Below are 17,140 nucleotides of genomic sequence, written 5' to 3' on the forward strand. Positions count from 1 at the left end.
TTCTGAATGCCGGCTTTCTCCCAAGGCCTTGAAAAGGCCCTTCATCAGGCCCTCACATTCGCGAATGAGAGGCACCACGAATACGCAACGCTCGAGCATCTGCTTCTGGCGTTGATCGACGATGCTGATGCCGCGGCCGTGATGCGAGCCTGCAACGTCGACCTCGAGGAACTCAAGCGCACCGTCCTCAACTATATCGACACCGAACTCGACAATCTGGTCACCGGCTACGACGAGGATTCCAAGCCGACCGCCGGCTTCCAGCGCGTCATCCAGCGCGCGGTGATCCACGTGCAGTCTTCCGGCCGCGAAGAGGTTTCGGGCGCGAACGTCCTGGTGGCGATCTTCGCAGAGCGCGAGAGCCATGCTGCGTATTTTCTGCAGGAACAGCAGATGACGCGCTATGACGCCGTCAATTATATCTCGCATGGCATTGCCAAGCGCCCGGGCGCGAGCGAGTCCCGGCCGCCACGTGGCGCCGAGGAAGAGCAGTCCAGCTCTCAGAATGGCGAGGCCGAGGAGGGTGGCAAGAAGAAACAGCAGCAGGACGCGCTGTCGGCCTACTGCATCAACCTTAACAACAAGGCGAAGTCGGGCAAGATCGATCCCCTGATCGGCCGCGAAAGCGAGATCAATCGGACGATCCAGGTGCTCTGCCGCCGCTCCAAGAACAACCCGCTCTATGTGGGCGATCCCGGCGTCGGCAAAACGGCGATCGCCGAGGGGCTCGCCAAGCGCATCGTTGAAGGCGACGTGCCTGCCGTGCTCACAAACGCCACGATCTTCGCCCTCGATATGGGCACGCTGCTCGCCGGCACGCGCTACCGCGGCGATTTCGAGGAACGGCTGAAGCAGGTGGTCAAGGAGCTCGAGGATTATCCGGGTGCGATCTTGTTCATCGACGAGATCCATACCGTGATCGGCGCTGGCGCCACTTCGGGCGGCGCAATGGACGCCTCGAATCTTCTCAAGCCAGCGCTGTCGTCCGGCAACATTCGTTGCATCGGCTCGACGACCTACAAGGAGTTCCGCCAGTTCTTCGAGAAGGACCGTGCTTTGGTCCGGCGCTTCCAGAAGATCGACGTGAACGAGCCGTCTGTCATCGACGCTATCGAAATCATGAAAGGCCTGAAGCCTTACTACGAGGAATTCCACAAGGTCCGTTACACGAACGACGCCATCAAGGCGGCGGTGGAACTTTCAGCCCGTTATATCAGCGACCGCAAGCTGCCGGACAAGGCGATCGACGTGATCGACGAGACCGGGGCCTCGCAGATGCTGCTGCCGGAGACCAAGCGCAAGAAGACGATCAGCGTCAGGGAAATCGAGGCGACGATCGCGACGATGGCGCGCATCCCGCCGAAGACCGTTTCGGCCGATGACGAGCAGGTGCTCGCCGGTCTTGAGACGGAACTGAAGCGTGTCGTCTACGGCCAGGATACGGCCATCACCGCGCTCGCATCCGCGATCAAGCTTGCTCGCGCAGGCCTGCGTGAACCGGAGAAACCGATCGGCTGCTACCTGTTCTCCGGCCCGACGGGCGTCGGCAAGACCGAGGTCGCCAAACAGCTGGCCGCCTCGCTCGGAGTGGAACTCCTGCGCTTCGACATGTCGGAATATATGGAGCGCCACACAGTTTCGCGGTTGATCGGTGCGCCTCCCGGCTATGTCGGCTTCGACCAGGGCGGATTGCTCACCGACGGTGTCGACCAGCATCCGCACTGCGTGCTGCTGCTCGATGAGGTCGAGAAGGCACATCCGGACCTGTTCAACATCCTGCTGCAGGTCATGGATCACGGCAAGCTGACGGACCATAACGGCAAGCAGATCGATTTCCGCAACGTGATCCTGATCATGACCACCAATGCGGGTGCGGCCGACATGGCCAGAGCCGCGATCGGTTTCGGCTCATCGAAACGGGAAGGCGACGACATGGAGGCGATCAACCGGCTCTTCACGCCGGAGTTCCGCAACCGTCTCGACGCGATCATCCCGTTCGGTTCGCTGCCTGTTCCTGTCGTGCACCAGGTCGTGCAGAAGTTCGTCATGCAGCTCGAGGCCCAGCTTTCGGAGCGTGGCGTCACTTTCGACCTCACGCCGGAAGCAGTCGCATGGCTGGCAGACAAGGGTTATGACGAGCGCATGGGCGCGCGTCCGCTCTCTCGTGTCATCCAGGAGCATATCAAGAAGCCGCTCGCCGACGAGGTTCTGTTCGGAAAGCTGAAGAAGGGCGGCACGGTGCGCGTTTCCGTCGAGACGAAGGAGACCGGCGAAACCGGTCTGAAGCTCGAGGCGCTTGCTGACGAAACGCCGGTCAGGCCGAAGAAGGAAGAGCCGGATCGTCCGGTCCGCCGGAAGCCGGCGGCGAAACGTGCAACGCGCAAGGCGGCCACTGCGGCGCCCAAAGAACGGTCGGGCGGCAAGGATGCCTCCAAGCGCAGCCTTGTGCCGCAATTGCCCCGCAAGGGCTGATCTCAACTTCAGGAACTGAAAACGGCGGCCCAATGGCCGCCGTTTTTCGTCGGATCTTCTTGCTGCCTTTCAGGCGTCCTTCAAGGCCACCCTGATTTTCTCGGCATTGGCGGCAAGCACCTCAGGCTTCTCCATCGCGCCGCTGTGCGGCTTCAGGGGGATCCCTTCGAAGCGGGGCAGCACATGGACATGCAGGTGGAAGACCGTTTGTCCCGACGCCGGCTCATTGAACTGCATGACAGTGACACCGTCGGCCGCAAAGGCCTTCTTCGTCGCCCGCGCGATCTTCTGCACCACCGTGTAGAGCGGACCGAAAATTGCGGGATCGGCGTCGAGCAGGTTGCGCGACGGCGCCTTCGGCACGACCAGCGTGTGACCTGTCCCTTGTGGCATCACGTCCATGAACGCGACGACGTGCTCGTCCTCATAGACGCGTTGGGATGGAATCTCGCCGCGCAGGATCTTCGCAAAGACGTTGCTGTCGTCATAGGCTTGAATGGTCATTTCGGTCCTCCGAATTGGCGAGACGGGGAGGGGACATCGGTCGGCCTTTTCCGTGCTTCGCGTGACAGCTGATTAGCGCACAATCCCAAAGAGTTGCAGGGCTTTCGGGTAAGATGATGCTGCAGAAATGGACAGCTGGAAGACGATGAAATTCTCCGAGACTCCGCTCCGATTCATCCCGTCCAGAGTGATATCGACCTGGACGAAACCACGCTTCGCCAGTCTGTGACTCATTCTTCGTCCTGGCGCTCGCCGCGTCGGAACGGGCTGTGAGCCTCGAGGTACTCGCCCATATGCGCAACCTCGCGCCGCTCGCGCTGCAGATAGTCGGCGACTGCTCGACGCAGGCCTGGGTGCGAAATGTAATGCGCAGATTGCATGGTTACCGGCATATATCCCCGCGCCAGCTTGTGCTCGCCTTGCGCACCCGCCTCCACGACCTTGAGGCCCCTCTCGATCGCGAAATCGATCGCCTGGTGGTAGCAGACCTCGAAATGCAGGAAGGGATGGTCCTCGATGCAACCCCAGTTGCGCCCGTAGAGCGCGTCCGAGCCGATGAAGTTGATTGCGCCGGCAACATAGCGGCCGCTGCGCTTCGCCATCACCAGCAACACGTCTTCGGCCATCCGCTCGCCGATCAGCGAGAAGAACTTTCGGTTGAGATAGGGCCGGCCCCATTTGCGGCCGCCCGTATCCATGTAGAAGGTGAAGAAATCGTCCCAGGCGCTTTCGGTGATGTCCTTTCCACTCAGCCAGTCGATCGTGATCCCTGCCGACAACGCCTCCCGTCGCTCCCTCTTCAGCGCCTTGCGCTTGCGGGATGCCAGCGTGTCCAGGAAATCGGCATAGCTGCGATAGCCCTTGTTGAAGAAATGGAATTGCTGGTCGGTGCGGATAAGGAAGCCGGCCTCGTTCAGGACTGCAATGTCGTCCGCTCGTGCGAAAGTGACATGCGCAGATGAAACGTCGAGCCGATCGGTCACCAGCTTCAGTCCCGCCGCCAACGCAGTCTTGACCTGCGTGCTGCCTTCGCAACTCCTGCTAAGCAGCCGCGGGCCGGTCACAGGCGTGAAGGGGACCGAGACCTGCAGCTTGGGATAATAGCGGCCTCCGGCCCGCTCAAACGCATCGGCCCAGCCGTAGTCGAAGACGTATTCGCCCTGGCTGTGCGATTTGGCGTAGCAGGGTACGGCGCCGATAAACGCTCCACTGGCGTCTTCAAGTCTCAGATGCTGACCCTGCCAGCCGGTGCGCGGCACGGCGCAGCCAGACTCTTCGAGGCTCGTCAGAAATTCATAGGAGAGGAACGGATTGTAGCCGGCCGGGTCGTTGCGTGTCGTTCCGGAAAGGCTCTGCCATTCCTTTTTCGTGAAAGCGCCGATGCTTGTCGCGATGCGAACGGCCAATTCGCCGTCCGCGAGCTTTCGTGCCTCTGTCTGATCCGCCATATTGCGTAATCTGGGCCTTCAGGCGTTTTGTGCAAGCCCGGCTTTGCACGATGCAGGAACGTTGCGGAATTTCAGCTGAGCTCGCGCTAAAACACAACTGGCAGAATGGTCACCCTGTTTGAGCCATCCTGCTGCAAGCGGTCAGCTCGTCAATCCTCCGTCGGGATCGAAACCCTCGAACGTCATCTGATCGGCATGTGCGAAGGTACGCTGGACCGCAGCCCTGTCGCGAACAGTCCAGCTGATCACCGGCATTTGGAGGCGTTCCCGGACGAAGGTGACGAATGGATTGGGCAATGCAGTCACGTCATAGGACACAAAGGAATAGCCGCTGCCGAGCATCGAGAAATGCGCTTCGAAGTGGTGCGGCATGTCGCCCCAGGCTGTCAGCCCAGCGGGGACGCCCGGCGCCTCCTTCGGGAAGTCGCGAAGCAGCCAATGATCGAACGACATGATGGCGACCTTGCCGCGATAGCTGCGCAGTTCCGATGCGACCTTGGCAACAATACCGGCATCGTGGCCCGGTACGCCCTTGAGCTCGATCACCAGAGGCACGCGCCCGTCGACGAGCCTCAGCGTCTCGGCAAGCGTCGGTACGCGGTCCTCTGTTCCGCCGATCCTCAGTGCCTTGATCTCGGCAGCGCTGCGTTGCCAAACATAGCCGTCTACGCCGGTGAGGCGCTTCAGATCGTTATCGTGAATGACGACTGGCACGCCGTCGCCGGAAAGGTGAACGTCGCACTCGATCGCGTAGTTCTTTTCGATCGCCGCAGCGAACGCGGACAGCGTGTTTTCCCAGCGGGTCCGGTTGAGGTCGTGCAGGCCGCGATGGGCGACCGGCCGCTCTTTTATCCAGCTGATATGGTCCATCAATCCGCCTCGAATACCGCCTCGATCTCGACCGATGCGTTCAGCGGGAGCACAGCGGTCCCGACCGCCGAGCGCGCATGCTTGCCGCGTTCGCCAAGCACCGCCACCAGGAAGTCCGACGCGCCATTGGCGACTAGATGCTGCTCGGTGAAGTCGGGAGCCGAGGCGACGAATACGGTTATCCGCACCAGCCTTTTCATCTTCTCCAGATCACCGATTGCAGCCTTGGCCTGCGCGAGAATGTTGATCGCGCAGTATTTCGCGGCCTCTTTGCCTGCGGTCGTATCGAGGTCGCGACCGAGCAGTCCGCTCGCCACCAACTTGCCGTCCTTCAATGGCAATTGCCCGGCCGTGAAGACCAGATTGCCCGAGCGGGTAAACGGCACGTAGTTGGCCGCGGGCGCAGCAGCGGCCGGCAGGCTGATCCCGAGTGCTGCGAGCCGGCTGTCGATAGTCTCTGCCATTGCATGTTCCTTATTCGATGGTGTCGGAGTAGTGATTGGGGAAGGTGCTATTTTTGCCTCGCTTCCGCCATGACTTTTTTTATGGTGGATCAAACCTCAGCGCGGCCTGCCACAGGCCGCCGACCGGAGTTCCAGATGCCCGTTACGCGGCTTGCTTTCCTGTCTCTCGCCTTCGTCCCCCTGGCCTTTCCCGATACGGCCTTTGCGGCACGAATGCTCGCGCCTCACCGGGCAGTTTATGATCTGACGCTCGACCATGCGTCCGACCGCTCCGGCATCACCGGCATCACCGGTCGGATGGTCTACGAGTTCAACGGTTCGGCCTGCGAGGGCTACACCGTGACCTTCCGCTTCGTGACGAAGATCGACACAGGCGACACGACCAAGCTGACCGACCAGCAGACGACCACCTTCGAGGATGCCGACGGCAAGGCCTTCAGCTTCGTCACGAAATCCTACCTCGATCAGTCACTCGACAAGGAAATAAGGGGAACCGCCAATCGGGAGGCGAAAGGCCTCAAGGTGAAGCTCGAGAAACCGGAACAGAAGCACCTGAACCTCGGCTTCGCCCAATTCCCGACCCAGCACCTGATCGACCTGCTGGACAGAGCAGATACTGGCGAAACATTCTACCAGACCAGCCTTTTCGACGGCTCTGATGACGCCGACCGGGCGATGACGACGACGGTGGTCATCGGCAAGAAGGCCGACGAGCGCAAGAACGACCCCGAAGCGCCGGCACTCGCCAGCTTGGAGAAGGACAAGGTCTGGCCAGTCGAAATCGCCTATTTCGACGAGAGCAAGAAGGGCGGCGAGGAGCTTCCCGAATATCGCATCAGCTTCAAGCTGCACGAGAATGGCATTACGCGGGATCTCGAAATGGATTATGGCGACTTCTCCATGCGGGGCAAGCTCGTGAATCTGAAGCTCTTCGACGTCAAGCCTGGTACCTGCAACAAGTAGCAAGGGCCGCCAAACGGATTGGTTCGCGGACGGGGAACGTGAGCCGGATCGACACCTTCATCGGACCGCGGCCGAACCAGGCGCTGATCGGCGCCATGACCACGTTCAACCGCGTGTTCATGTTGAAAGGCATTCCGCTGCTGCGAGACCTATGGCCGCTCAGAAAGGTTCCCCCATTCCGCGGCCTCGCAAATATCCGTCACTTCGATGTTCCGGCTGACGACGAGGCAAGGCTGAAGGCAGTTTGCGGGCGGGGCAAGGCCACCTTCATTGCGCCCAATCATCCCGAATTCTTCACCGACTGGATGATCGACAAGGAGGTCATCGCCCGGGTGAGCCCGCTCGCCGCCTCATGGGCGACGCATGCGATCGTAAACGGGACGGGGCCACTCGCGCAGAGATTCTGGCTCGCCAACAATCTGATCGCACAGATTCCCGGCAACGGCACCCCGGCGCGGGAATTCTCCGAGGCCTGGGCGCTGAAAGGCCACGCAGTACTGCTTCATCCCGAAGGAAGCGTGGGCTGGCATGGCAACCATGTCGCACGGCTGCTGCCTGGCGCAGTGGAGATGGCTCGGGAGGCGCTCGAACAGGGACGCAGGACCGATTCTGGCTTCGAGGCATGGGTTGCGCCAATCGTCTGGAAGCTCGTTTTCCTGGAAGATGTCGAGAAGCCGCTGATGGCGGAGTGCGCCTATGTCGAGCGACAATTGAAGCTCGATCCGAGAGCTGGCCGATCGCTGCCTGAACGAGTTTACGGAATATACTTGGCACTGCTCGCTCGCCAGGAAGAGCGGTTGGGGATCACTGCGAATCCTTGTGCAGCCTTCGCGGAGCGGCAGGCAGCCATCATTGTCGAGGCTCGAAGACGGATCGCAGAAATGCTGGAGACCGAGGCCGGCCAGGACGAGGATCAGCTGCTCCGGCTGGCACGGCGCCGCCTTCGTGAAAAGGGTGCACTGTCCAAGGAAACGGCGAAGGAACTCAGATCGCTGGCCGAAGCCCTGGCGCGCGTGCGGCGTGTCGGCTCGTTCGCATTTGTCGGCAGGTCTGTCACCCAGGAAGAGCTCGCCGAGCACCTGAAGCGCATTCGCCACGACTATTGCGCTGGCTCGCTTCGCGACACTCTCAATCGATTCCTGCCGCAGCCGGCAGGCCCACGCCGTGCCTATATCCGCGTTCCCCAGCCTCTCGCCATCCACGAGTTCTCCGGCTCGGTCGACAACGCCCTCGAGGCGCTTCGCTCGCGCATGCAGGTCGCGCTCGATGCGATCAATGTCGAGCTCGAAGCCAGAGGGACTTTCCGTCGGTACGCCAATCCGTTCCACCACGCCCAGATCGCCAGCTCTGCAATCGAACGGACCGGATAATCGGCGCATGCGGCCGTGGCGGCTTGCTTTCGGCACGCCGAGCAACTATATGGCCGGCCATTCCACACACGGACTTCGGCTTCTGCTCGGGAGAAATCCGGCTGATGCCTCCGGTGGCGACCGGGGCTTGAACCCCGCCGTCCAAGGTCCGTGGAGGGTCAACCGGAAAAGGAAACCACTATGGCTCTGCCTGATTACAGCATGCGCCAGCTATTGGAAGCTGGTGTTCACTTCGGCCACCAGACGCATCGCTGGAACCCGAAAATGGCGCCCTACATCTACGGCGCCCGCAACAACGTCCACATCATCGACCTGTCGCAGACGGTTCCGCTGCTGCATCAGGCCCTTGTCGCGATTTCCGACACGGTCGCCCGCGGCGGCCGCGTGCTGTTCGTCGGCACCAAGCGCCAGGCATCCGACATTGTTGCCGATGCTGCGCAGCGCTCTGCCCAATACTACGTCAATTCACGGTGGCTGGGCGGCATGCTCACCAACTGGAAGACGATCTCCAACTCAATCCAGCGGCTGCGCAAGCTCGATGAGACGCTCGCCGGCGAGGCTCAGGGCCTCACCAAGAAAGAGCGCCTCAACCTCGACCGTGAGCGCGACAAGCTCAACAAGGCGCTGGGCGGCATCAAGGACATGGGCTCGACGCCTGACCTGATGTTCGTGATCGACACGAACAAGGAGGCGATCGCCATCCAAGAGGCGAAGCGACTCGGCATCCCGGTCGTGGCGATCATCGATTCCAACTGCGATCCCGACAAGATCGATTACCCGATCCCGGGCAATGACGACGCCCAGCGCGCGATCGCTCTGTATTGCGACCTGGTCGCCAAGGCAGCGATCGACGGTATCGCTCGTCAGCAGGGCGCGCTCGGCATGGATATCGGCGCTTCGGCGGAAGCCCCGATCGAGCCGGCACTCGATGCGCAACCCGAAGGCGCCGCGCCGGAGGCTTGATTCGGAAAGCCTTTCTGGCCTCCGGATTTCCGCAATAAACCCTGACCATGATCCCGAAGCGGGACCCGATTTTCGGAAAGATCATGGTCCCCCAAACAAGGCGCGTGACGCCAATAGCAGGCGCATCATCGGAACGGTGGTGCGCCAGCCTATTTCGACAAGAGGATCATATGAGCATTTCGGCTGCACAGGTGAAGGAGCTTCGCGAACTGACCGGCGCGGGCATGATGGATTGCAAGGCCGCACTCGCTGAGACCAATGGCGACATGGAAGCCGCGGTCGACTGGCTGCGCAAGAAGGGCATCTCCAAAGCCGACAAGAAGGCCGGCCGCACGGCGGCCGAAGGTCTGATCGGCATCGATTCGGGGCTGCGCGAGGCTGTTCTCGTCGAGGTCAATTCGGAGACCGACTTCGTTGCCCGCAACGATGCTTTCCAGGACATCGTTCGCAGCGTCGCTAAGGTGGCGCTGGCCTTCGGCGGCGACGCCGAGAAGGTCGCCGCGGCGAATTATCCTGGCTCGGACAAGTCCGTTGCCGAGACGATCAAGGACGCGGTCGGCACCATTGGCGAGAACTTGCATTTCCGTCGCTCGGCAAAGCTTTCGGTCGGCCAGGGCGCCGTCGCGACCTATATCCATAATGCCGTTGCCGACAATCTCGGCAAGCTCGGCGTGCTGGTCGCGGTCGAGACCTCGGGCAAGGCAGAGGCTGCACATGCAATTGCGCGTCAGATCGCCATGCACGTCGCGGCCACCAACCCGCTCGCACTGACGCCCGAGGAGCTCGATCCGGCGGTTGTCGAGCGCGAGCGTTCGATCTTCGCGGAGCAGGCGCGCCAGTCCGGCAAGCCGGAAGCGATCATCGAGAAGATGGTCGAGGGCAGGCTGCGCAAATTCTACGAGGAGGTCGTGCTCCTGAAGCAGTCCTTCGTGCTCAATCCCGACGTTACCGTCGAGAAGGCACTCAAGGATGCGGAGAAGGAGATCGGCGCGCCGGCGAAGCTCACGGCGTTCCTGCGATTCGCGCTCGGCGAAGGTATCGAGAAGGAAAAATCCGACTTTGCGGCAGAAGTAGCTGCCGCGGTGAAGAAATAACCGCGCTATAAGCAGGTCTGTTCGGGGAGGGCGTCGCGTGACATCGCGGCGCCCTTCGTGTATCGAGCGACGAAAGCTCGGGACCGAACCGCAGCAGCGGCGGCATTCAGTCCCTCCACCAACCTTTTCCGGCTTCCAGGGGATCGAATGACGATCAAGCCAATCTACCGCCGTGTCCTTTTGAAGGCCTCCGGCGAAGCCTTGATGGGCACCCAGGGTTTCGGCATCGACGTCTCGGTTGCGGATCAGATCGCCAGTGACATAGCGGAGGCGAAGGAACTCGGCGTGGATGTCGGCGTGGTCATCGGCGGCGGCAACATCTTTCGCGGGGTCGCGGTTGCTTCCAAGGGCGGTGACCGCGTTACCGGCGACCACATGGGCATGCTCGGCACCGTCATCAATTCGCTGGCGCTTCGCACCTCACTGGTCAAGCTCGGCGTCGACGCTGTGGTACTGTCGGCGATTGCCATGCCTGAGATCTGCGAGAGCTTCTCGCAACGACAGGCGACCGCCTACATGGATGCCGGCAAGGTGGTCATTTTCGCGGGCGGCACCGGCAATCCGTTCTTCACCACCGATTCCGCCGCGGCGCTGAGGGCAGCCGAAATCGGCGCCGACGCGCTTTTCAAGGGTACGCAGGTCGACGGCGTCTATTCGGCCGACCCGAAGAAGGAGAAAGATGCCGTTCGTTTCGCCCGCATCAGCCATGAGGAGGTGCTGCATCGGGGCCTAGCCATCATGGATGCCACTGCGATTGCGCTTGCACGTGAAAACAACATTCCGATAATCGTTTACTCAATTCATGAAAAAGGCGGCTTCGGCGCCATTCTGAAGGGCGGAGGCCACTGCACGGTGGTGGCGGAGCAATAGCGCGACAACCGCTGCTCCAGCCCAATGGCGGGCGAGGACGGGAAGGAGACCTCAAGTGACGAACGGCGTGGATTTCAAGGACCTGCAACGGCGGATGGACGGCGCGATCGCAGCCTTCAAGCACGATATTGCGTCGCTGCGTACTGGACGTGCGTCGAGCAACTTGCTCGATCCCATCCATGTCAATGCCTACGGCACGTCGATGCCGATCAACCAAGTGGCGACGGTGACAGTGCCTGAGCCGCGCATGATATCGGTTTCGGTTTGGGACAAGTCTCTTGTCGGCGCCGTGGATCGGGGTATCCGCGAGGCCAACCTTGGCTTCAATCCCATCGTCGACGGTACGACACTGCGCATCCCTTTGCCTGAGCTCAACGAGCAGCGGCGCAAGGAATTGGTGAAGATTGCCCATCAATACGCGGAGAATGCACGCGTTTCAGCGCGTCATGTCCGCCGCGACGGGATGGATCACCTGAAGAAGGCCGAGAAGGACAAGACGATCAACGAGGACGAACTGCGCAGCCAGTCCGACCGCGTGCAGAAAATGACCGACGAGACGATTTCGGCAATCGATGTCCTGCTGACGGAAAAGGAAGCCGAAATCATGCAAGTCTGACGGCTTCCCAACGAAGCCGGACGCCTGAAAGTGAAGGAATGTCGGACCCAGCGCATGTAGCTATAATCATGGACGGCAATGGCCGTTGGGCGAAGGCCCGCGGCCTGCCGCGGGTCGCCGGCCATAGAGCCGGCGTGCAGGCTCTGCGCGCCGCCGTGCGGGCGGCACCCGATCTCGGCATTGAATGGCTGACAGTCTACGCCTTCTCGTCGGAGAACTGGTCGCGGCCGAAATCGGAAGTGACCGACCTGATGGGGCTGCTCAAACTCTTCATCCGTCGCGACCTTGCAGAACTGCACCAGAACGGCGTCAGGGTTCGCGTGATCGGCGACCGTGACGGGCTCTCGTCCGATATCAGAGCGCTGCTCGAAGAGGCCGAGGCACTGACGTGTCAAAACCGCAGCCTTAACCTGGTCATCGCCTTCAACTATGGCGGCCGAGACGAGATTGCGCGCGCGGCCCGCAAGATCGCGCAGGCAGTCGACGCCGGCGTGATTGCGCCGGAAGAGGTGACCCAGGACGCGTTTGCGGAATATCTGGACACGGCCGGCATGCCGGATCCGGACCTCGTCATTCGCACCAGCGGTGAACTCAGACTATCCAACTTCCTTCCCTGGCAGGCGGCCTACAGCGAGTTCGTGTTCCTGCCCTGCTACTGGCCCGACTTCAGTCGTAACGAGCTGGTCGAGGCCATCCGCACTTATGCCGGTCGCGACAGACGCTACGGCGGCGTGCCGGCGCGCGATGTTGCATTGTGAGCGCATCTCCTGATCCTGCATCCAGCGATCCTGGAACATCCGGTCGAAAACGTTTGACCAACCTGCAGATTCGTATCCTTTCCGCGATCGTGCTCGGCGCTGTAGTGCTGGGTCTCGTCTGGCTGGGGGGCGTGGTTTGCCGTGTGCTAGCGGCCCTGGTCGCCGGTGCGATGTTCTATGAATGGGCATCAATGCGACGCGAACCGACGAGCACGGAGCATCACTGGCTCTCGGCGCTCTGCCTCGGTCTAGCCCTCGGCTGTCTCGTTATCGGACTTCAGGCGCGGGTGCTTTTCCTTGTCGCCGCAGTGGCGATCCTGGTGTCGAGCGCCCACGGATGGGCGCGCGGGCAGGGCCTCTGGAATGCGGCAGGCGTGGCTTACGCTGCAATCTCCGCCCTCACGCTGGCGCTTATCCGTGGTGACGGCTGGGGGGGACTTCTCCTCATTCTTTTCTTGTTCGCTGTCGTTTGGGCCACCGACGTATTTGCCTATTTCGTCGGCCGGACGGTCGGCGGTCCGAAGCTCGCGCCATCGATCTCGCCGAGCAAGACCTGGAGCGGTGCTGTCGGCGGCGCGGTCGGGGGGCTGGCCGGCGGGACGCTTTTTGCCGAACTGACAGGCTGGAGCAATGTCTGGGTCGCAGCCATAGCGCTGGCGCTCGCCGTGATTGCCCAGTTCGGCGATCTTCTCGAATCGTTTCTGAAGCGCCGACAGGGCGTAAAGGATTCGAGCCAGCTGATCCCGGGCCACGGCGGCTTCCTGGATCGCGTCGACGGGCTTGTCGTCGCTGCCTGGGCTCTATACGTGATCGGTATGCTGTTCGGCAGTGCCGATAATCCAGCTTCGGGATTGGTTGGTGGCTGATAGCCGAAGGGCAGCCTGGTGCGATTCGTGCTAGAACGGGACACTAGCCACGGATTTGCCGGCATTTGAGCGAAACTGCACGGCTGTAGCAGCCAGTACCAAATTTGAGGACTGCCCTTGATCGACACGATCGCCTCCATATTCAGCACGAAAGGGCTGCTGATCGGAACGATCGTGCCGTTTCTATTCGTGCTCACCGTGGTCGTGTTCGTCCATGAGATGGGCCACTACCTCATAGGTCGCTGGTGCGGCATCGGCGTTACCACCTTCTCTATCGGGTTCGGCCCGGAACTCTTTGGCTTCAATGACAGGCATGGCACGCGCTGGAAGCTCTGCGCGATTCCGCTTGGCGGCTACGTGAAATTTGTCGGCGATATGAATGCGGTCAGCCAGCCGGATGAGAAGGAAATTGCCCATCTCTCCGACGAGGAGCGCAAGGTTGCGTTCCATGTCCAGCCGGTCTGGAAACGGGCGCTTACCGTCTTCGCCGGCCCATTCTTCAACTTCGTGCTGACGATCGTCGTCCTGGCAGTCCTGTTTTCGATCTACGGCAAGGTGATTCTACAGCCGACCGTTGCCCAGATCGTACCCGACAGCCCAGCCGCGGCCGCGGGCATCCTGCCCGGCGACCGATTCGTCAGCGTCGACGGCCAGCCGGTGGAGAGCTTTACCGATGTGCAGAGGCTGGTGTCCGGCCGCGCCGGCGATTCGATCGTTTTCGTCATGCTGCGCGATGGCAAGGATGTGGTGCTCACCGCGACGCCGAAGATTACCGAGCAGAAGGACGCGCTGGGCAACACCGTCAAGCTCGGCACCATCGGCGTCATTACCAACGAACAGGTAGCGCAGCCGCGCTACGTCTCCTTCACCCCGGCCGGAGCCTTCGTCGAAGCCTTGCGCGAGACGGGACACATCGTCGAGCGCACCGGCCAGTTCATCAAACGCTTCGCTGTCGGCCGCGAGGACAAATGTCAGCTGGGTGGTCCGGTGAAGATCGCCGACATGGCAGGCCGCGCGGCAGCGCTTGGGTTCCAGTGGCTGGTGCAACTCGTGGCTTTATTGTCTGTCGGAATCGGAATTTTGAACCTGTTACCGATTCCGCCGCTCGACGGCGGCCATCTCTTGTTCTACGGCATCGAGGCCTTGATAGGCCGTCCAGTCTCCGAACGATTGATGGAGATCGTCTACCGGGCAGGGTTCACGGTCGTTCTCGTCTTTATGGGATTCGTGTTCTGGAACGACCTGTTTGGCTGTTGAAATTATGAAGAAATTTGGCTTGAGTGCGCATCCGATTGAGAGTGCGTTTACCATGCGGGGGGATAGGCGTGACGCGAAAGCCACGCCTCCTGGTTATGTAAACACAAATTAACCGGGAGCCTTGCGTGTAGGGAATTTCCGGATAATACGGTACGAGATTACTCCGGCCGTCCGGATTTCTCGCCGTGGGGACAACGAGAAAAGGTCTTACAGCCCTATGAAGGCAAGTGGTAAGTTTTTGAGCGCCGTGTCGGCGGTGGCTCTGTCAGTAGGGTTGGTGGCACCCGCAACGGTTGCAGTCCAATTTGCATATGTTCCTTCCGCCGAAGCTGCGGTCGTCAGCCGCATCAGTGTCGAAGGCAACCAGCGTGTCGATCGCGAGACCATTATCGGTTACATCGACGTCAAGCCTGGCCAGTCCTTTTCAAATGCCGATATCGACGAGGCGGTGAAACGGCTCTTTTCCACCGGCCTGTTTTCGGATGTTCGCATCAACCAGGTTGGTTCGACGCTTGTCGTTCAGGTCAAGGAAAATTCGATCGTCAACCAAGTCCTGTTCCAGGGCAACAAGAAGCTCAAGGACAACGCGCTTGCGACCGCTGTGCAACTGAAGCCGCGCGGGCCGTTCTCTCAGGATGCGCTCAACGCGGATGTGGAAGCCGTCAAGCAGGCTTACAGGCAGATCGGCCGTGAAGACGCTCAGGTGACCACGCAGGTCATCGATGTCGGCCAAGGCCGCGTGAATGTGGTTTTCGAGATCAACGAAGGCGGTCGCACCAAGATCGCCGCGATCAACTTCAACGGCAACAACGCGTTCAGCGATCGCCGGCTTTCCGAAGTGATCTCGACCCACCGGTCGACGATCCTGTCGTACATCTTGCGTGACGACGTCTATTCCGAGGACAAGCTGCGCGCGGACGAGGAAGCGCTGCGCCGCTTCTACTTCAATCACGGCTTTGCCGATTTCCAGGTGATTTCGTCTTCGGCCAACCTCGATCCGGCGACCAATTCGTACACGATCGACTTCACCATCGAAGAAGGTGAACGCTACAACTTCGGCGACATCTCCATCGAGAGCAGCATCGAGGGCGTCAATGCCGAGGCTCTGGGCGGCGTGATCAAGACCCGTGCCGGCGAGGTCTACAGCGCCAAGAATGTCGAGGATACGATCATCGCGCTCACCGAGAAGGTGGCGGGCATGGGTTACGCCTTTGCGCAGGTGACGCCGCGCGGCGACCGCAATTTCGAGAACCATACGATCTCGGTCGTCTATGCGATCGATCAGGGTCCGCGCACTTATGTCGAGCGCATCGAGATTCGCGGCAACGAGCGCACACGCGATTATGTGATCCGTCGGGAATTCGACATCAGCGAGGGCGATGCTTTCAACCAGGTGCTGGTGCAGCGTGCCAAGCGGCGCTTGCAAGCCCTCGACTATTTCCAGTCCGTCGAGATTTCGACCGCTCCGGGCTCCGAGCCCGATCAGGTCGTCCTCGTCGTCGACGTCGTCGAGAAATCGACCGGCGAGTTCAATATTGGTGCCGGTTACACGACGGGCGGCGAAACCTCCGGGCCTTCCATCGATGGTGGCATTTCGGAAAAGAACTTCCTGGGCCGTGGCCAGTACATCAAGTTCTCGGCCGGTGGCGGCCAGAACTCGCGCGATTTCCAGTTGTCGTTTACCGAGCCGTACTTCCTCGGCCGTCGCATTTCGGCGGGTTTCGATATCTACAAGTCGACCCGCAACTACACCACCTATAACAGCGACATCATCGGCGCGACGGTACGCTTTGGCCTGCCAGTCACGCAGTCCCTGTCGACGCAGCTCGCCTACAACATCTCGCAGGAAAAATATAAAATTGACAGTGATTGTGAGACTAACGGCGTCTTCGATCCGGCAAAGTGCAACATCTCCCCGGCTATTCTCCAGGGCGTCGAAGAAAGCCCGTGGCTGAAGTCGTCGGTCAGCGGTTCGCTGATTTACAACACGCTCGATGACATCAACAACCCGCATGCTGGCATCTACGCCTCTGGGACTGTTGAAGTCGCCGGTCTCGGCGGCGATGCGCAGTTCGTCAAGGCTTTTGCTCGCGCCCGCTACTATCATACTCTCTCCGAAGAGTACGACATCGTCGGTCTTCTAACGGCCGGCGGCGGCCACGTAGAGGGCTTCAGCGACCAAGGGCTCCGGACCTTCGATCTGTTCAAGAACAACGACCGCATGATTCGCGGCTTCGAATACAACGGCATCGGACCCGTTGATGCGCGAACCGGTGACCATCTTGGCGGCGAGAGCTACCTTCACGCGAACGCGGAGGCTCAGTTCCCGCTACCGATTATCCCGGAAAGCATTGGGCTTCGCGGCGCCGTCTTCGCGGACGCGGCGACCGTCTTCGGCAACAATGTTAATGCCGTTGTCAATGACCTTCAGAGCACCGGCATGGATTGGCGCGCTTCGGTCGGCGCCGGCCTGATCTGGGCTTCTCCCTTTGGGCCGTTGCGCATCGACTATGCTTTCCCGGTCCTCAAAGAGGACACCGACAACACGCAGAACTTCAATTTCGGCATCTCCACCCGCTTTTAGGGGTAGGACGACAATGCTTCCGGGCCGGGTTGGCCCGGAAG

At 60.9% G+C, this 17,140-nt stretch carries 15 protein-coding genes; 11 read left to right on the forward strand and 4 right to left on the reverse strand.

Translation table 11 applies throughout. From position 1 onward, the window contains the following. Window positions 1-6 precede the first annotated feature (6 nt). Window positions 7-2,472: an ATP-dependent Clp protease ATP-binding subunit ClpA gene (gene clpA, locus SAZ10_RS13670; RefSeq protein ID WP_318609792.1), complete on the forward strand. Its 2,466-nt coding sequence runs from the start codon at window positions 7-9 to the stop codon at window positions 2,470-2,472. 69 nt (window positions 2,473-2,541) lie between these two features. Here clpA and SAZ10_RS13675 read toward each other — a convergent pair whose 3' ends face one another. From SAZ10_RS13675 to SAZ10_RS13690, 4 genes are all read right to left on the reverse strand, one after another. Next, entirely contained in the window at window positions 2,542-2,976 is a 435-nt protein-coding gene (locus tag SAZ10_RS13675) for an HIT family protein (RefSeq protein WP_318609793.1), read from the reverse strand. 230 nt (window positions 2,977-3,206) lie between these two features. Then, a complete protein-coding gene (locus SAZ10_RS13680; protein ID WP_318609794.1) occupies window positions 3,207-4,424 on the reverse strand; it encodes a GNAT family N-acetyltransferase in 1,218 nt (405 codons plus the stop codon). Window positions 4,425-4,565: 141 nt separating this feature from the next. Continuing rightward, window positions 4,566-5,294, reverse strand: a complete 729-nt coding sequence (locus SAZ10_RS13685) for a glycerophosphodiester phosphodiesterase (RefSeq protein WP_318609795.1) — start codon at window positions 5,292-5,294, stop codon at window positions 4,566-4,568. Further along, window positions 5,294-5,758 carry a RidA family protein gene (locus SAZ10_RS13690; RefSeq protein WP_318609796.1) on the reverse strand — a complete coding sequence of 155 codons (465 nt, stop codon included), beginning with the start codon at window positions 5,756-5,758 and terminating at the stop codon, window positions 5,294-5,296. Before SAZ10_RS13690 ends, SAZ10_RS13685 begins: the two co-directional genes overlap by 1 nt. Before the next feature lie 135 nt (window positions 5,759-5,893). On the opposite strand from SAZ10_RS13690, the gene SAZ10_RS13695 reads away from it, so the two are divergent. The 10 genes from SAZ10_RS13695 to bamA all read left to right on the forward strand — a co-directional run bounded on the left by SAZ10_RS13695 (window position 5,894) and on the right by bamA (window position 17,099). Beyond that, on the forward strand, window positions 5,894-6,721 hold the full coding sequence (locus SAZ10_RS13695; protein WP_318609797.1) for a cell envelope integrity EipB family protein: 828 nt from the start codon (window positions 5,894-5,896) through the stop codon (window positions 6,719-6,721). A 38-nt stretch (window positions 6,722-6,759) separates the two neighbouring features. Continuing rightward, a complete protein-coding gene (locus SAZ10_RS13700) occupies window positions 6,760-8,091 on the forward strand; it encodes a hypothetical protein (protein WP_318609798.1) in 1,332 nt (443 codons plus the stop codon). A 180-nt stretch (window positions 8,092-8,271) separates the two neighbouring features. Continuing rightward, window positions 8,272-9,054 carry a 30S ribosomal protein S2 gene (gene rpsB, locus SAZ10_RS13705; protein WP_318609799.1) on the forward strand — a complete coding sequence of 261 codons (783 nt, stop codon included), beginning with the start codon at window positions 8,272-8,274 and terminating at the stop codon, window positions 9,052-9,054. Between the two features lie 170 nt (window positions 9,055-9,224). Beyond that, on the forward strand, window positions 9,225-10,148 hold the full coding sequence (tsf, locus tag SAZ10_RS13710) for a translation elongation factor Ts (RefSeq protein ID WP_318609800.1): 924 nt from the start codon (window positions 9,225-9,227) through the stop codon (window positions 10,146-10,148). 147 nt (window positions 10,149-10,295) lie between these two features. Continuing rightward, window positions 10,296-11,018: a UMP kinase gene (pyrH, locus tag SAZ10_RS13715; RefSeq protein WP_318609801.1), complete on the forward strand. Its 723-nt coding sequence runs from the start codon at window positions 10,296-10,298 to the stop codon at window positions 11,016-11,018. A gap of 94 nt (window positions 11,019-11,112) precedes the next feature. Further along, window positions 11,113-11,634 carry a ribosome recycling factor gene (gene frr / locus SAZ10_RS13720; protein WP_318610125.1) on the forward strand — a complete coding sequence of 174 codons (522 nt, stop codon included), beginning with the start codon at window positions 11,113-11,115 and terminating at the stop codon, window positions 11,632-11,634. Continuing rightward, entirely contained in the window at window positions 11,631-12,392 is a 762-nt protein-coding gene (locus SAZ10_RS13725) for an isoprenyl transferase (RefSeq protein ID WP_318610127.1), read from the forward strand. Before frr ends, SAZ10_RS13725 begins: the two co-directional genes overlap by 4 nt. 53 nt (window positions 12,393-12,445) lie before the next feature. Further along, window positions 12,446-13,258 carry a phosphatidate cytidylyltransferase gene (locus SAZ10_RS13730; RefSeq protein ID WP_318609802.1) on the forward strand — a complete coding sequence of 271 codons (813 nt, stop codon included), beginning with the start codon at window positions 12,446-12,448 and terminating at the stop codon, window positions 13,256-13,258. 117 nt (window positions 13,259-13,375) lie between these two features. Beyond that, window positions 13,376-14,515 carry an RIP metalloprotease RseP gene (rseP, locus tag SAZ10_RS13735; RefSeq protein ID WP_318609803.1) on the forward strand — a complete coding sequence of 380 codons (1,140 nt, stop codon included), beginning with the start codon at window positions 13,376-13,378 and terminating at the stop codon, window positions 14,513-14,515. A gap of 217 nt (window positions 14,516-14,732) precedes the next feature. Beyond that, the gene (gene bamA, locus SAZ10_RS13740) at window positions 14,733-17,099 is read left to right on the forward strand and encodes an outer membrane protein assembly factor BamA (RefSeq protein ID WP_318609804.1); all 2,367 of its coding nucleotides are present in this window, start codon (window positions 14,733-14,735) and stop codon (window positions 17,097-17,099) included. Window positions 17,100-17,140: the final 41 nt, after the last annotated feature.

It is taken from the genome of Mesorhizobium sp. BAC0120 (assembly GCF_033542235.1).
GTDB lineage: Bacteria > Pseudomonadota > Alphaproteobacteria > Rhizobiales > Rhizobiaceae > JAWRCU01.

Coding starts and splice junctions, on each gene's coding strand:
- SAZ10_RS13680 (WP_318609794.1), bottom strand. CDS start 4,424: ATGGCGGATCAGACAGAGGCACGAAAGCTCGCGGACGGCGAATTGGCC.
- pyrH (WP_318609801.1), top strand. CDS start 10,296: ATGACGATCAAGCCAATCTACCGCCGTGTCCTTTTGAAGGCCTCCGGC.
- clpA (WP_318609792.1), top strand. CDS start 7: ATGCCGGCTTTCTCCCAAGGCCTTGAAAAGGCCCTTCATCAGGCCCTC.
- SAZ10_RS13690 (WP_318609796.1), bottom strand. CDS start 5,758: ATGGCAGAGACTATCGACAGCCGGCTCGCAGCACTCGGGATCAGCCTG.
- bamA (WP_318609804.1), top strand. CDS start 14,733: ATGAAGGCAAGTGGTAAGTTTTTGAGCGCCGTGTCGGCGGTGGCTCTG.
- frr (WP_318610125.1), top strand. CDS start 11,113: ATGGACGGCGCGATCGCAGCCTTCAAGCACGATATTGCGTCGCTGCGT.
- SAZ10_RS13685 (WP_318609795.1), bottom strand. CDS start 5,294: ATGGACCATATCAGCTGGATAAAAGAGCGGCCGGTCGCCCATCGCGGC.
- SAZ10_RS13675 (WP_318609793.1), bottom strand. CDS start 2,976: ATGACCATTCAAGCCTATGACGACAGCAACGTCTTTGCGAAGATCCTG.
- rpsB (WP_318609799.1), top strand. CDS start 8,272: ATGGCTCTGCCTGATTACAGCATGCGCCAGCTATTGGAAGCTGGTGTT.
- SAZ10_RS13695 (WP_318609797.1), top strand. CDS start 5,894: ATGCCCGTTACGCGGCTTGCTTTCCTGTCTCTCGCCTTCGTCCCCCTG.
- tsf (WP_318609800.1), top strand. CDS start 9,225: ATGAGCATTTCGGCTGCACAGGTGAAGGAGCTTCGCGAACTGACCGGC.